This is a genomic window from Geofilum rubicundum JCM 15548, assembly GCF_000974365.1.
Classification (GTDB): domain Bacteria; phylum Bacteroidota; class Bacteroidia; order Bacteroidales; family Marinilabiliaceae; genus Geofilum; species Geofilum rubicundum.
This window is the reverse complement of record NZ_BAZW01000052.1, coordinates 16,126-30,730: the sequence shown is the minus strand read 5'-3', so window position 1 is coordinate 30,730 and position 14,605 is coordinate 16,126. Positions and strand designations below refer to the sequence as shown.

Annotated in this window: 13 protein-coding genes and 1 pseudogene; 9 read left to right on the top strand and 5 right to left on the bottom strand. The window is 47.6% G+C overall.

What is annotated here, in order from left to right; all coding sequences use genetic code 11:
- Positions 1-179 precede the first annotated feature (179 nt).
- The 9 genes and pseudogenes from JCM15548_RS16655 to JCM15548_RS16620 all read left to right on the top strand — a co-directional run bounded on the left by JCM15548_RS16655 (position 180) and on the right by JCM15548_RS16620 (position 11,934).
- Positions 180-719: an NUDIX domain-containing protein gene (locus JCM15548_RS16655; protein ID WP_062127778.1), complete on the top strand. Its 540-nt coding sequence runs from the start codon at positions 180-182 to the stop codon at positions 717-719.
- 266 nt (positions 720-985) lie between these two features.
- Positions 986-1,798 carry a universal stress protein gene (locus JCM15548_RS16650; RefSeq protein WP_062127776.1) on the top strand — a complete coding sequence of 271 codons (813 nt, stop codon included), beginning with the start codon at positions 986-988 and terminating at the stop codon, positions 1,796-1,798.
- A gap of 438 nt (positions 1,799-2,236) precedes the next feature.
- Positions 2,237-3,691 (top strand): annotated as a pseudogene (locus tag JCM15548_RS16645) (POT-type proton-dependent oligopeptide transporter); the annotation flags it as partial.
- 119 nt (positions 3,692-3,810) lie between these two features.
- Positions 3,811-5,376, top strand: coding sequence for an AbgT family transporter (locus JCM15548_RS16640; RefSeq protein ID WP_062127770.1), 1,566 nt, complete (start codon positions 3,811-3,813; stop codon positions 5,374-5,376).
- A gap of 393 nt (positions 5,377-5,769) precedes the next feature.
- Complete coding sequence (locus JCM15548_RS25770; RefSeq protein WP_262487114.1) at positions 5,770-6,009, top strand: NAD(P)H-hydrate epimerase; 240 nt, start codon at positions 5,770-5,772, stop codon at positions 6,007-6,009.
- 10 nt (positions 6,010-6,019) lie between these two features.
- A complete protein-coding gene (locus tag JCM15548_RS24520; protein WP_262487113.1) occupies positions 6,020-7,276 on the top strand; it encodes an NAD(P)H-hydrate dehydratase in 1,257 nt (418 codons plus the stop codon).
- A gap of 89 nt (positions 7,277-7,365) precedes the next feature.
- Entirely contained in the window at positions 7,366-8,451 is a 1,086-nt protein-coding gene (locus tag JCM15548_RS16630) for a DUF4831 family protein (RefSeq protein ID WP_062127768.1), read from the top strand.
- A 115-nt stretch (positions 8,452-8,566) separates the two neighbouring features.
- Complete coding sequence (locus JCM15548_RS16625; protein ID WP_062127766.1) at positions 8,567-10,027, top strand: aminoacyl-histidine dipeptidase; 1,461 nt, start codon at positions 8,567-8,569, stop codon at positions 10,025-10,027.
- A gap of 107 nt (positions 10,028-10,134) precedes the next feature.
- Positions 10,135-11,934 (top strand): ABC transporter ATP-binding protein, encoded by a 1,800-nt coding sequence (locus JCM15548_RS16620; protein ID WP_227625960.1) that lies wholly within the window; start codon positions 10,135-10,137, stop codon positions 11,932-11,934.
- A gap of 18 nt (positions 11,935-11,952) precedes the next feature.
- On the opposite strand, the gene JCM15548_RS16615 is transcribed toward JCM15548_RS16620, so the two are convergent.
- The 5 genes from JCM15548_RS16615 to smpB form a co-directional block, all read right to left on the bottom strand.
- Positions 11,953-12,351: a hypothetical protein gene (locus JCM15548_RS16615; RefSeq protein WP_157482866.1), complete on the bottom strand. Its 399-nt coding sequence runs from the start codon at positions 12,349-12,351 to the stop codon at positions 11,953-11,955.
- Positions 12,324-13,247, bottom strand: coding sequence for a hypothetical protein (locus JCM15548_RS16610; protein WP_062127762.1), 924 nt, complete (start codon positions 13,245-13,247; stop codon positions 12,324-12,326). Before JCM15548_RS16610 ends, JCM15548_RS16615 begins: the two co-directional genes overlap by 28 nt.
- 5 nt (positions 13,248-13,252) lie before the next feature.
- The gene (locus tag JCM15548_RS21765) at positions 13,253-13,429 is read right to left on the bottom strand and encodes a hypothetical protein (protein WP_157482864.1); all 177 of its coding nucleotides are present in this window, start codon (positions 13,427-13,429) and stop codon (positions 13,253-13,255) included.
- Complete coding sequence (locus tag JCM15548_RS16605; protein ID WP_062127760.1) at positions 13,423-13,989, bottom strand: RNA polymerase sigma factor; 567 nt, start codon at positions 13,987-13,989, stop codon at positions 13,423-13,425. Before JCM15548_RS16605 ends, JCM15548_RS21765 begins: the two co-directional genes overlap by 7 nt.
- A 160-nt stretch (positions 13,990-14,149) precedes the next feature.
- Entirely contained in the window at positions 14,150-14,605 is a 456-nt protein-coding gene (smpB, locus tag JCM15548_RS16600; protein ID WP_062127758.1) for an SsrA-binding protein SmpB, read from the bottom strand.

Genomic DNA, 14,605 nt, shown 5'->3' with positions numbered 1-14,605 from the left:
GGAAGGCGGAATAGTTAACTGCCAGATATCAAAGAACTAATGGTTTATTGAGGTGGATAGATATCTGTTTGAAGGAAATTTTTAAGATTATATAAGCACTTTTCTATAAAAACAACTTTTCTTGTTTTAATTTGAAAGCAGGAATGGATTAAATAATGGGATTCTTTAAAGACAGTAATATGGATACAACAGCGCCTGAGCGGGTCGTGAAATTTTGTCCCAAATGCGGGTCGTCGGATTTTCCGGCGCAGGCTGAACGGTCGTTTAAGTGTGGCGATTGTGGCTTTCATTTTTTTATCAATGCAGCGGCTGCAGTGGCAGCCCTTATTGTGAATGAAAAAGGAGAGCTGTTGCTCACACGACGTGCCCTTGACCCCAAAAAAGGCCTGTTGGATTTGCCGGGAGGCTTTGTGGATCCAGGTGAACGTGCGGAAGAGGCGCTGGTGCGTGAAATCAGGGAGGAACTCAATCTTGAGGTGCTGGAATACCAATTCCTGACCTCCTTTCCCAACGCTTATGTTTTCTCTGAATTCACTGTCTATACCGTCGATTTGGCTTTTGTCTGCCAGATTAAAGATTTTTCCGGGATCACCTGGCAGGATGATATCTCAGGCTATGTTTTTGTGAGGCCGGAAGCATTGAATTACAGTGATATTTGCAGTGATAGTATCCGACGCATCATTCAGTTGTTTGTTAAGAACAGTTTACCTGATTCATGATCGTCATGAATCATTGATTGGTGATGGCCACACCAGATCTAATTTCGGAATAATGCCGGCCATTGTCGTTTTTTGTCCGGTTTCTCAGCCGGAGAAAATTTAAGTCACTGGCATGGGATAAATTTCGATCCCGGAGGTTTGCATTTACCTTTAAATGTTCATAACTTACTTACTGAACACGGACATCTGAACAAGTATGTTAGCTCCAGTTAGTGATAGCCAATGGCTTTTTAATTTTTAGCCGAAATTTCGAAATTCTGCAAGCTATGAGACACATAATCCTGTTAACTGATTTTTCTGAAACAGCGCGACACGCAGCTGCCTACGCGCTGAATATGTTCGAGGGCCGGAATGTCCGTTTCTATTTGTTCCATGCCTATGATGTGGAGTTTAGCGGTAGCCCCTATGTCATGCGTGTTAAAGAAGAGATGGCCGAAGAGAGTCGCAAGAGTTTAAAGCGTGAATTGGCCGCACTGCACAGTGATTTTCCCAATAGTCGCATTGAAGTAGCTTCCCGCTTTGGTCCGCTTGTTGATGTATTGATTAAGGAAGTAGAAGGTGGTCATATTGATCCTGATTTGCTGGTGATGGGTTGTCGGGGCGAAAGTGCTCTGGAGAATTTTCTGTTGGGCAGTAATGCTTTTGATGTGATCAAGCATGTGCATCTTCCCATTTTGGCCATTCCGCGCAACGCTCCCCTTCAAACACCTCAAAAAATGGTGTTTGCCACCGATTTAAAGACCATTGATCAGGATATGGCCCGGCCATTGTTCGATTTGGTATCCTCCTTTGAAAGTGAATTGTTGTTTGTCAACGTGATGGAGGATGACTATATCAATCGTCTGGATGCGGAGGAAAAAATTGCTGAATTTTTTCCAGGCGTTCAGTTGAGCTTTTACTTTCTGGAGGATGCCGACGTTTGCAACAGTGTTTGCTCATTTACGGAAGCACAGGCAGGGGATATGGTGGTATTGGTCAGGCACAACTATAGTTTCTTCGAACGGGTTTTTCATCCCAGCATTACCAAAAAAATGGTGCTGCATCCTCAGTTTCCCATGTTTATTCTTCATGCCCGTTAATCGTCTTTGTCGTTGTCTTATAAAGACTGGTTTGGATGGTTTGAATAATTGGCAACAGTTATTTTAAGCGATAGAGGTTTCTAAAAAAACTCCATCGCTTTTTTTGGTGCCATCGGCTGTGTCAGTTGGAATGGCCTTGAATAGAATTTCCAGTGTTAAGTAAGTTATTCTTCCCATTAATTGCCCGGATGTCTCCAATTTTATGACAATTATTAGACGTATACGATATAAATTGTTTTATTTTTGAGACTTTGAAAACTAAGGGTTAAATACCTCTGTTTTGCTATTGTTATAAAAAGTGGGCGCTTAAGGCCAGAAGTCTGTAACCTGAAAAAAAGGAAAAAATGGTCGGGCCTCCCTTATATAACGGGAATATCGGTCCGTAAAAGAGGTTCGTAAATTAGAAAATGCAATATCAATAATTTGAACTTTTAAAAAATGAGTAACCAAGACAAAGGATTTTTTGGCCACCCGGTAGGGTTGTCCACACTTTTCGCCACGGAAATGTGGGAGCGATTCAGTTATTATGGCATGCGTGCCTTATTGGTGCTTTTTTTAACCGCCTCATTTGCCAACGGTGGTTTTGGGCTGGACAGAGAGACCGCTTTTACCATTTACGGGATATTTACCGGGTTGGTTTATGTCACCCCCATGTTGGGAGGCGTTTTGGCCGATAAGTTTTTGGGACAGCGGATGACCATTTATATTGGTGGGTTGACTATGGCGGTCGGGCAATTTATGCTATCGGCAGCAGCCATAGGTGGCGATAACATGGAAGCGCGTCAGTTTTGGTTTTATGCCGGTCTGGGTGTGCTCATCCTGGGTAATGGATTCTTTAAGCCAAATATCTCCACGATGGTGGGCGATTTATACGATAATAATGATCCGCGTAAAGATGGCGGTTTTACCATCTTTTATATGGGTATCAATCTGGGAGCCTTTATTGCGCCATTTGTTGCTGGCTATCTGGGTGAGAAAATCAGTTGGGAATATGGTTACCTGGCCTCCGGAGTTGGAATGCTTATTGGCGTTCTGTGGTTGATATTGCGCTCCGAGAAAACATTGGGACATATTGGTTTACCTCCAAAAAACAAAATGAGCCGGACACGTCTAACGGCCATGGAATGGGGGCAAATTTCTGCCATTACTGCTGTTTTAATATTTGGCGTTATTGGCTTTTTACAGGGATGGGCATCTCTTTCGGATGGGGCCCAAAGCACCATTCCTAAAGTGGTGGGCATTGTCGGCGGACTATATCTGGTGATATCCATCTTCCGTGGAACGGAAGGACGCGACCAGTGGGCACGTGTGGCTGTAATTATGGTCCTGGCTTTCTTTAATATCTTTTTCTGGGTGGCTTTGAACAAGCCGGTACCACTTTTAATCTTTTTGCCGTCGATAATACGGACCGGATGATGCTTGGTTTTGAGATTCCTGCCTCCTGGTTTCAAGCGATTAATGCCATATTTATCGTTTTGCTGGCGCCTTTGTTTTCTTTGCTGTGGTTAAAGCTGGACAGGGTCAATCTGAATCCCAAAACACCTTTTAAGTTTGGCTGGGGAATGTTATTGCTGGCTATTGGAGCTGCTGTTATGGCCGTTGCCGATGCCATTAGCAACAGTAGCACTGCTATTGTATTGGTTTCGCCTTTATGGTTAACTCTGGTTTATCTGATTTTTACCATGGGTGAGTTATGTATTTCGCCCATTGGACTGTCTATGGTTACCAAATTGGCCCCACCAAAGTTGGTGTCCACCCTTATGGGGGTGTGGATGTTCTCGTTTGCAGCCGGCAACTATGGCGCCTCGCAAATGGAAACCTTGTCCAAATCCATGGAAGTCGCCATTGGACAGCCTGTTAATGTGTTTTGGTTTGTAGCCGCGATTACTGGTGTAGCTGCCTTATTGTTATTTATCCTGGGGCCATGGTTGAGTAAGATGATGCATGGCATTAAATAGTAGATCCCGAATTTTGCCTGTGAGGTAGGTGAACTAATCTGAAAAATTAGTAGTATGACTGAACAAACAAAGAAAAAAGAAGGGTTTTTCAAGCGGATGCTTGATAAGGTTGAAGTGGTGGGTAATAAGTTGCCGCAACCGGTAACTTTGTTTGCCATGTTGATGGGTATTGTTCTCCTTTTATCATGGATATTTGGAGGTGTAACGGTCGTAAAGCCAGGTACCGGCGGAGAAACTGGGGTGGCCGAACAATTTATTGTGGTGGAGAACCTGTTGACCAAGGCGGGCTTTCAACGCATCATGACCAACATGGTCGATGTTTTTGCTACTTTCCCGCCTTTGGGATTGGTATTGGTGGTGATGCTGGGTATTGGTGTGGCCGAACATACCGGCATGATTGCTGTGGCCCTTAAAGTTTTTGTCTCCAAAGTGCCCAAATACTTAATCACCTTCTCTATTGTGGTGGCCGGGATGGTGAGTTCCGTGGCTGCCGATGCCGGTTATGTGGTGCTGATTCCTATGGGAGCGGCCATATTTATGGGAATGGGGCGACACCCGCTTGCAGGTATTGCTGCCGCTTTCGCCGGTGTGTCAGGTGGTTTTGGCGCCAATTTTTTACCGACAGGACTGGATCCCATGATTGCTGCCTTCACCGAGCCGGCGGCTAATTTGATTGATGCCGGTTATACGGTTAACCCCTTATCCAACTATTACCTGATGGCTGCTTCGGTGCCCTTTGTGGGTATTGCCGGAACCTGGGTGACGGAGAAAATCATCGTCCCCCGCCTGGGGCTTTACCGACCAGAGGAGGGATTGCAGCTGGAGGCACAAAGCAACGAGGTGGCGCCGGCTGAAAGAAGAGCCTTGAAGTGGTCCTTACTCTCGGTATTGGTGCTCATAGCCCTGGTGGCAGCTGCCATTGTTCCCGAAAATGGTCTTCTGCGCGGAGATTTTGATGAGGTGAGCGGATCCAACAGTTTCCAGCCATTTTACAATTCTTTGGTGCCCATTATGTTTATCATCTTTTTTGTGGCCGGACTGGTATATGGTATTGTGGCCAAAACCATACGGGGTGATAAAGATGTGTCGGACATGACCGCTAAGTCGATGTCCACGATGGGACTCTACATCGTGATTGCCTTTGTAGCCGCTCAGTTTGTGGCCTACTTTAGCTGGTCGAATCTCGGTAGTGTATTGGCGGTTAAGGGGGCAGAAGGCTTAAACGCTGTGGGCTTTACCGGAACGCCCTTATTGGTCGCCTTTATCCTGATTGCCTCGCTGGTGAACCTGGTCATGGGCAGTGCCTCTGCCAAATGGGCCTTGCTGGCACCCATATTTGTCCCCATGCTCATGTTGATGGGTTATTCACCGGAAACCACGCAGGCAGCCTACCGTATTGGTGATTCGTATTCCAATATTCTGACCCCCTTGTTGCCTTATTTCCCGCTGGTCATTGTCTTTGCCCAGAAATATGTGAAAAATGTGGGGATTGGAACGCTTATCTCCTTGATGTTGCCCTATTCCATTGCCTTTATGGTGGTCCGCATTCCGATGTTTGTGGCCTGGATTTGGATGAATATTCCTTTGGGTGTTGAGGGGCCCATTTATTACGTTCCTTAAGGGGTTGATATTTCGCTCAATAGCGATGGTCTATAAATATCACATGGCACTGAGCCATTCAATAAAATGGATGAGCCGGATTTTGATCCGGCTCATTGTTTTTGGCGCCTAATCTATCGAAGGCGGTTGTTTTCTTTTGACAGATGCGCCAATTATGCGCGCCATCCCTTATTTATTAAGAATTCTTAATCGTTTAGTGAGACAATTATTCATAAATTTGTTAAATTGGAAGATGCGAAAAAAAGAACGCGGTCCATTCTTAGTAGTTGCCGGGTACAATAGGTTGTTAGGTTGATAGGTCGTTAGGTCAAGAGGCGAAGCGTAGCGTAGTCCCGCAAGGCGGGATCAAGAGGTTAATAGGTCGATAGGAAAAATATAAAAAATTAGTATTGTATGAAGATTTTTCCGGTTAAAGCCGTAGCGGAAATAGATGCTTACACCATTGAAAATGAGCCCATCTTGTCGGTCAACCTGATGGAACGTGCGGCCCGTAGGTTGTTCGACCAAATCAAGGAGCGGTACGCAGGCCGATGGTTTTTGGTATTGGCCGGACCGGGCAACAATGGGGGAGATGCTTTGTCTCTTTCCCGCATGTTAACCCTGAACGGTTTCAGGTTGAGACGGTTCTGCTGAAATCTGAGGCTTGTCGGACGATGCCCAAACCAACCGTGACCGTCTGCGTCACCTGCAACAGGCAGTTGTGTATGAACTGGACAAAGGAGATGCTTTGCCCCAAGTGGACCACCAGTGTGTGGTCATTGACGGCTTGTTTGGTTCTGGTCTGAACCGCCCCCTGGCGGGCAGGGCTTTGGAGTTGGTACAAACAGTCAACAGCTGGAAGGCGGAGGTGGTGGCCATCGATATTCCTTCCGGATTAATGGGGGAGAGCAATACCGACAACCATTCCGATGGTATCATAAAGGCGACGCAAACCTTCACCTTTCAATTCCCCAAACTGAGCTTCCTTTTCCCGGAAAGTGCCCCCTATGTCGGTAACTGGGAGGTTTTACCCATTGGACTCCACCCCGATAAAATCAATGCAACGCCCACTTCCTGGTTTTTAACAGAAGCCGGTCGCGTGAAGGACTTGTTGAAGCCCCGCACCCGTTTTATGCATAAGGGACATTTTGGACATGTTTTGCTGATAGCCGGCAGTTATGGTAAAATGGGGGCCGCTGTTCTGGCCTCACGGGCCTGTATGAAGACGGGGGTGGGACTGCTTACGGTTCAGGTGCCGCACAAAACCTGTCATGTATTGCACTGCTCGGTGCCAGAAGCCATGGTGAACATCGACCGGTCGGATTTGATGTTTACAGAATTTCCTGATTTATCGCCTTTCAAGGCGGTGGGAGTGGGACCAGCCATTGGGTGTAGAAGTAACTCGGTGCTGGCGTTGACCGACTTGCTCGATCAAATCGGTTCGCGGCCCATGGTTTTGGATGCGGATGCTTTGAATATCTTGTCGAACAACCCCGCTTTGTTAGAGAAGTTGCCGGAGAATGCTGTGCTAACACCGCACCCGGGTGAGTTGAAGCGACTGGTTGGACCGTGGGGCGATGACTTTGAGCGCTTGCAAAAGGTGGTTGCGTTTTGCAGAAAGTACCAGGTGGTGGTGGTTTTAAAAGGCGCCTTTACCACCGTTATTTCTTCCAATGGCGAGTGCCATTTCAATACTACCGGCAATCCGGGCATGGCTTCGGCGGGAAGTGGCGATGTGCTTACCGGCATTATCCTTTCCCTCCTCGGGCAGGGACTGAGTTCCATGGATGCGGCGGTGGCCGGTGTTCACATTCATGGTGCGGCCGGTGATTTGGCATGTGCGGCCGAGGGTGAGGCGGCATTGACCGCTTCAGACATTGTCAGCCATTTAGGGAAGGCCATTGTGGCCCTGCAACAATAATGGTCCGTCAGTTAGCGTTTAATAATGCAGTTCTTGCAAAGTAGCATCTTAACGATGGGCCTGGTATTCATTTAAAAAAATTGATAAAGATGATTTATAGAGGTTTTATAATAATGGGACTATTGGTCCTGGCGGGATGTACCGCCAACCAATCCCTCTCCACCGGCAGTGTAGAACCGGTCGGTGCCGATGCACCTACCGGGCACGGCCTGCACTATTATCTGCCAAAGACGGCCATTCAGGTAGAAATGATCGCTGAAAAGCGCATTCAAAAGGTGGGACCTTTTTACCGCTTTGCCCAGCGCTTTCTGAATATTTCGGATGTGATAACCGAAGACAAGGAGGAATGGCAGATTGTAGGGGCCAAAATACATACGGTTGGCGTGCCCGACAAAGCGAAATTGTTTCGGGTGAATACTTCCGGGGCACCGTCCATGGCCGCGTTAAACCTGACTCCTGAGGGTGTGTTGAAAGGCTTGAACTGGTCGGGCAGCACCCATTCAGCCGAGAAAACGACCCCTTTGATGCAGGAAAAGGTCATCGAAAAGGACGATGTTAACTTCAGGGATGCCCCCCTCACCGAGGAACAGCTAATCAAGAGCAGCACCGCAGCCATGGCTGAAGAGGTGGCCAAAGAAATATATCATTTGCGTGAAATGCGCCATGCGGTCATCAGTGGTGAGGTGACTGTGGGTGGCTCACTGGAGGCCGCTTTAGATGAGATGGCGCGTTTGGAGGAGGCCTATCTGGCCTTGTTCACCGGGAAAGTGAAAACGCAACGCGTTTCACGTTTCTATGATTATGTCCCCGGACCGGAGAAATCGATCAACACTGTTTTACTGCGGTTTTCAGCGCAAAACGGATTTTTAGACCATATGGATGTCAGCGGGACGCCGGTTTATTTGGAAGTGGAAGTCGGCGAGGAGCTCCCCAGTGAAGATTTTCTGGCCCTTGAAGATGAAAAAAGTCCGAACCGCCGGGGACTGGCTTACAATGTGCCGGCCCTTGCCCGGGTAAAAATCATTGATCGCACCCTATTACTCAATTCCGGGGAGGTTTATTTGGCGCAGTACGGACAGCTGTTGCGACTGCCGGCTAATCTGCTGGACGCACCCAATGTGGGTGTGGAGCTGGATCCGGCCACCGGCGCTTTGAAAAGAATTTTCTATAAATAGTTTTTGATATAAAATGCCCAAAACTTCGAAAGCCTAGTCTTATACCCTTTTTTATCAAAAACCGATAATTGACTTGTTTCATAACGGTACTGAATAATTAATAAAATGGATAACAATGAATAAAGAAATAACAGCACTCGAACCTCAATTATTGTGGCAGCATTTTTACCAACTGACTCAGATTCCGCGACCCTCTAAAAAAGAAGCGCAGGCCATACGCTATGTAGAAGATTTTGGAAAGCGTTTGGGATTGGAAACCATCACGGATAAGGTAGGCAATGTCATCCTTCGTAAGCCGGCCACACCCGGCTATGAGGATCGAAAAGGAATTGTTCTTCAGTCGCACCTCGACATGGTGCCGCAGAAGAACAGTGATACGCAGCATGATTTTGAAAAGGATGCGATTGATACGTACACAGTGGATGGATGGGTGAAGGCCAGGGGAACCACTCTGGGGGCCGATAACGGAATTGGTGCTGCCGCCGCTTTGGCTGTGCTCGAGGACGATGGTCTGGTGCATGGCCCCATTGAAGCCTTGTTCACCATTGATGAAGAAACGGGCATGACCGGGGCCAATAACCTTCAGTCCGATGTCCTGAAAGGGGATATCCTGCTCAACATGGACTCGGAAGATGAGGGGGAATTGTATGTGGGTTGTGCCGGAGGTTCCAATGCCAATATGGTGTTTACCTTTCGTGAAGATGCGGTACCGAAGGGCCATGTGGCCTATCAGTTAAAGCTGACGGGACTTAAAGGCGGTCATTCGGGTATGGATATTAACACCGGACGTGCCAATGCCAACAAGTTACTTTTCCGGTTTTTGAAGCATGCCGTGGCAGAATTGGATGCACGCTTATCGTCGGTGGATGGCGGTAGCCTGCGCAACGCCATACCGCGGGAGGCCTTTGCCATTATCACCCTGTCTGAAGCCGATGGGCAGCGTCTGGAGGCTGCGGTCCGGGCTTTTGAAACGGTGTTTCGTGAGGAGTACGGTCAGGTAGAGCCGGATCTCTCTTTTTCAGTGGCGTCCACGGGACAGCCCGCTTTTGTCATGGAGGAAATTGTACAGGACGATCTGATCAATGCCATTCAGGCCTGTCCCAATGGGGTCATTCGCATGAGCCAGGATATGCAGGGATTGGTTGAAACATCGCTTAATCTGGCCGTGGTAAAAACCGAAGGTCATGAAGTCAAGGCACTGGCACTCTTGCGCAGCTCTGTGGATTCGGCCAAGGATGATCTGGAATCGACCCTCGAAAGTTTGTTTTTACTGGCCGGTGCTGAGGTCTGGTTTGACGGTCAGTACCCGGGATGGAAACCCAATATGCAAAGCGATATTTTACAGGTGATGCAACAAGTCTATCAGAAGGATTTTGGAAAAATCCCTGAAATACGGGCCATTCATGCCGGCTTGGAATGTGGCATATTGGGCAGTGCTTATCCCAACTGGGACATGATATCCTTTGGACCCACCATTCGCTTCCCGCATTCGCCCGATGAGAAAGTAAACATTGAGAGTGTTGAGAAATTCTGGAATTTCCTGGTGGCCACGCTGAAAAATGCCCCAAAGAAATAATTTTTTATGAAATGATGGGCGGTCTTTAGTGGTCGCCACTCCTATTTCCGGGTTGAAGGTGGTGTGTCCCCCAAAATTGAATTCTATTACCAGATGAAGCAACGATAGTGAAGAAATCCTGGCAGCACATAAAAATCATTTTAGCTTATATTTGGCGCAGTTCACCGGGATGGACGCTGTCCAATGCCATACTGATATTGATCAGGGGCGTTTTGCCCCTGATGTTGCTTTACATGATCAAGCTATTGGTGGATGAAATCAGTCTGGTGGCCACTTTGCCTTTGGAGGAGCGAGATTTTGTGCGATTGAAATGGATACTTCTGGCCTCCGGGGTTCTTTTTCTAATCAACGCCATTTCAGCATCGGTCGGCATCCTGGTCCGGGAGAAACAATCCTACGTCATCACCGATTTCTTTGATAATTTAATTCACAATAAAATAACCCGACTGGAGTATGGGTATTTTGAGCATCCCGATTATCAGAATGTTTTTTACCGGGCCTTGAATGAAGCGTCCTTCCGACCGTCACGCATTTATTATGGGGCGCTGGGGGTGGTTCAGAATTTAATTACGCTGCTGGTGATGGCTGGTGTGCTGTTGATGGTGCATTGGTCGGTTTTCATCGTCTTGTTGCTGATCACCCTTCCGGTGGCTTTCATTCGTTTGCGGCATGCCCGCGACTTGTTCCATTTTAAGAAAGAAAACACGAAGGTCGAGCGGGAGGTCTCTTACTACAACCGTTTGATTACCGCACCCGACTTTGCCAAAGAGGTACGAGCCTTTGATTTGGGCCATTTATTCCGGGATAGGTTTGACACCTTGAAAAAGCAATGGCGCAAGAGTCAGTTTGCCATGTTGCTGACCAAGACCAGACGGGAGGGGATTGTTCAGGTTTTGGCGGCGCTCTCTTTTATTGCCGTTTACGGATTGATTGCCTGGAAGGCATTTGAGGGCGACATCAGCATCGGTGAGGTGGTGCTTTACTTTTTAGCCCTGCAGCGGGGCTATGCTTATTTGCAGGAGTTTTTGGGGCGCATGGCCGGTCTTTATGAGGATTCATTGTTCCTCGATAACTTGTTTGAATTTATACATCTGAAAGAGACCATGGTCCCCGAATCGAAAACCGGGGCCGTCTCCTTTCCCAAACCCCTGCATCGTGGTATAGAATTTAAAAATGTAGGCTTTCACTACCCTTCCAACCAACGATGGGTGTTGCGGCATGTCAATTTTTCGATTTCAGCGGGTGAGACCGTCGCCCTGGTGGGGGTTAACGGATCGGGGAAGTCCACCATTGTCAAACTGATCAACAGTCTGTACCAGCCTGTTGAAGGAGACATCCTGGTCGATGGCGTGTCCTTGTCGCACATCCGCCCGGAAGAGCGGGTGGCCAATATCAGTGTGGTGTTTCAGGATTTTATTCTGTACAATGTCACCGCCCGTGAAAATATCTGGTTTGGCAATGCCGGTTCACCACCCGATGAGCACTTAATCCGTACAGCTGCTGAACAGTCGGGCATCCACACCATCATCGAGGGCTTCAAAGCGGGTTACGACACTACTTTGGGCACCCTGTTCGAAGGCAGTGAGCAGATGAGTCCGGGACAGTGGCAGCGCCTGGCGCTGGCACGCTCCTTCTATAACAATGCCCAAATCATTCTTTTGGATGAGCCGACCAGCTCGCTGGATGCTTTTTCTGAAGCCAAATTGTTGCAGTACATCCGGTCGGTTACCAAGGGGCGCACCTCCATCATTGTCAGTCATCGCTTGTCCACCATTAAAATGGCCGACAAAATCATCGTTCTGGAAGGCGATAAAGTGGTGGAGACCGGTACTTACGACGGATTACTGGCCAATGAGGACAGCCATTTCAGCCACATGATTCGCTCTTTGTCGGATGCCGGACGTTGAACCCGATTCAACTTGGTATTACTCGCCAATGGTATATTGAATACCGCTGTAAATGCCTATTGAATAGGGCTTAAATTTTACAGGATGTTCCTGGTTGATTTCATTGAGGAAGTAGTTGATACGCGGCTCTATGCGAAACGAAAAGGGACCAAATACGGGCACTGAGAAAGCAAATCCTGCATGGGTGCTGAAGTTCATGGCTGAAAGTCCTCCGGTTTCCCCGATTTTCTGTCGCTGGCCACTTTCGCTTAAATAGGCATTGTTGGCCACCAGCCAGTTGGTGCTGACACCTGCTGCCAGCGACAATTTGGTGGATTCGTTGATGAGGTAGTAGCGAAAGGTAAAGGGTATTTCTACATAGTCGATGTATTGGTCCATCTGTCCGCTGGTCACCGTTTCATCGTTTCGGATATCCACCAGCATCGTATTGGGGCTACTTGCAAAAGCCCTGTCGCTATTGGCTTGATCGGCACTGCTTTGTGGTTGCCTGATGTCGCCAGAGAGTTCTCTAAGGAGATGGTTTTGAGCGAGGTTGTTCCATATGCCTCATTTTCCGTATTCATGGCATAGACCCTGGAGCTTTGGATGTCGGCATGCACCTCCTGTCCCAGTCGGGCATAGCGCACGCCCGACTCAATGCCCCAGTTTTTGCCCATTTCGAGATTGACATGAATGCCGCCGCCTGTGCTCATGAGTCCCTTTTCTGAATAGTTGCCTGGCATCGAAGCGGCAGTCGGCAGACTGGATTCACCCGATGTTTGTCTGAAACTGTAGATGGGTGATACGGCCCCGCCAATTTGTAATTTCCTTTTTTGACTGGTGGCCGACAAGGCTTCCTGCTCGTCAAAATAACGACTGCTGACATTGTAGTTTTCCTTCCAGTCTTCGATGGATTGGTCTTCGAACAATTTCTTGATCTCCACCTTTTTGGACGCAAAGATGGGCTTGTCAGGCGCATATGCTAAGTGTTGGGTTGTAGCATCTGCGGATGGAACCGACGGTTCGCCTGAGTGTGGCTCTGCTTTCCCTTGCAGGTTGGTGAAGGGGGGTGATGGCAGATGCTCTTCCTTTAAAGTTATCCGTGTCGCATTGGCCGTGGCCTGATGGACATTACCTACATCATCGGGTTGACTTGTAGCTTCTGATTCTGCCGTCCTGGTCGCATCGTCATCACGTGAGGAAGCAGCGGACGAGGAAGTGTGGTCCTCAGAAAGAAGGGCTTCCTCCTGATGCTCGGATGGAGGTGGTGTTGAATGATGGGAAATGGCTGAACTTTTATCCGGATCGGGCTGGTTAAAAAAGAAGAGGCCCAATGATATTAAACCAACAAAAACAGCTGCAGCACCGGCCGTACGCCAAAGCCAAATGGCACGTCGCCTGGCTGAACGGCTTTCAATGAGCCTTCAATTCGATCCCAGACGGCCGGGGGCGGTGTTTCCACTTTTTGATTGGAATGGCGCTTATATAATGCTTCTATGTTTTTAATTTTCACCATAGCGCCTTTGCTTTATCTGCTTGCATTTTTTCGATTCTTGTCTTTAACCATTGCCGGGCTCTGGCCAGATTGGATTTGCTGGTGCCAACCGAAATGCCGAGCTCTCTGGCAATTTCGTCGTGGGTATAGTTATCAAGGATATAGAGTTTAAAAACCAGTTTATATCTTTCGGGCAATTGTTCAATCAGGTTTTCTATTTCGTGGATGTTGATTGCGGACTCATCGTCTTCCTGCTCTTGCTCTTGGTTTAAATCTTCTTCCAAGGGGATATTGGATTCATCCACAAAGCTGTATTTGGCCTTTTTTCTGAAACTTTCAAGTATCGTGTTGACCATCACGCGACGCATCCAAGCTTCAACCGGACCACGTCCGCTGAATTGACCAATCTTGTCAAATATCTTCAAATAGCCTTCGTGGAGATGGTCTTCCGCTTCCATTCTGTTGTGGGTGTACCTCAGGCATACGGCAAATAATTGCGGAGAAAACAACTCGTAGAGCTGTTTTTGAGCATCCCGGCGTCCTTTTTGGCACCCTTCAATTATTTGTTCAATTTTTGCCACAGAAAAGTTTGGATAAGCAGGTTAAACCAGTTATTCATGAACGGTCATATAGCAAAAATCGTACCTTAGTCAGCCTTTTTTCTCCGCTTAAATATACCTCCATCAAAGTTTTAAAGTATGATGGTCGTGTTTTAGAAAGGTTGCGTGGGGGTGGACTTATTTAGAAACTTTTTTTAATTCGGTCCATTTCCCGGTGGGCATCTTTTTGCTTAAGTGTTTCGCGTTTGTCGTGTTGCTTCTTACCTTTTGCCAGAGCGATTTCCATTTTGGCCAATCCCCGGTCATTGATAAAAACCCGCAAGGGAATAATGGTTAATCCCGACTCCTTGGTTTTACGCTCCAGTTTATAGAGTTCTTTGCGCTGAAGCAGCAATTTCCTTTCACGCACAGGATGGTGGTTGTTGTAGGTGCCGTAGAAATACTCAGCAATGTTCATACCTTTCACCCACAACTCGTTTTTAAAAAAATAGCAATAGCCGTCTACCAGACTGGCTTTGCCCTGTCGAATAGATTTAATTTCTGTGCCTGCCAGCTGTATGCCTGCCACAAACTTTTCGAGGAGTTCAAAGTCGAAATAGGCACGCTTGTTTCTGATGTTTATTTTGTTGACAGCCAT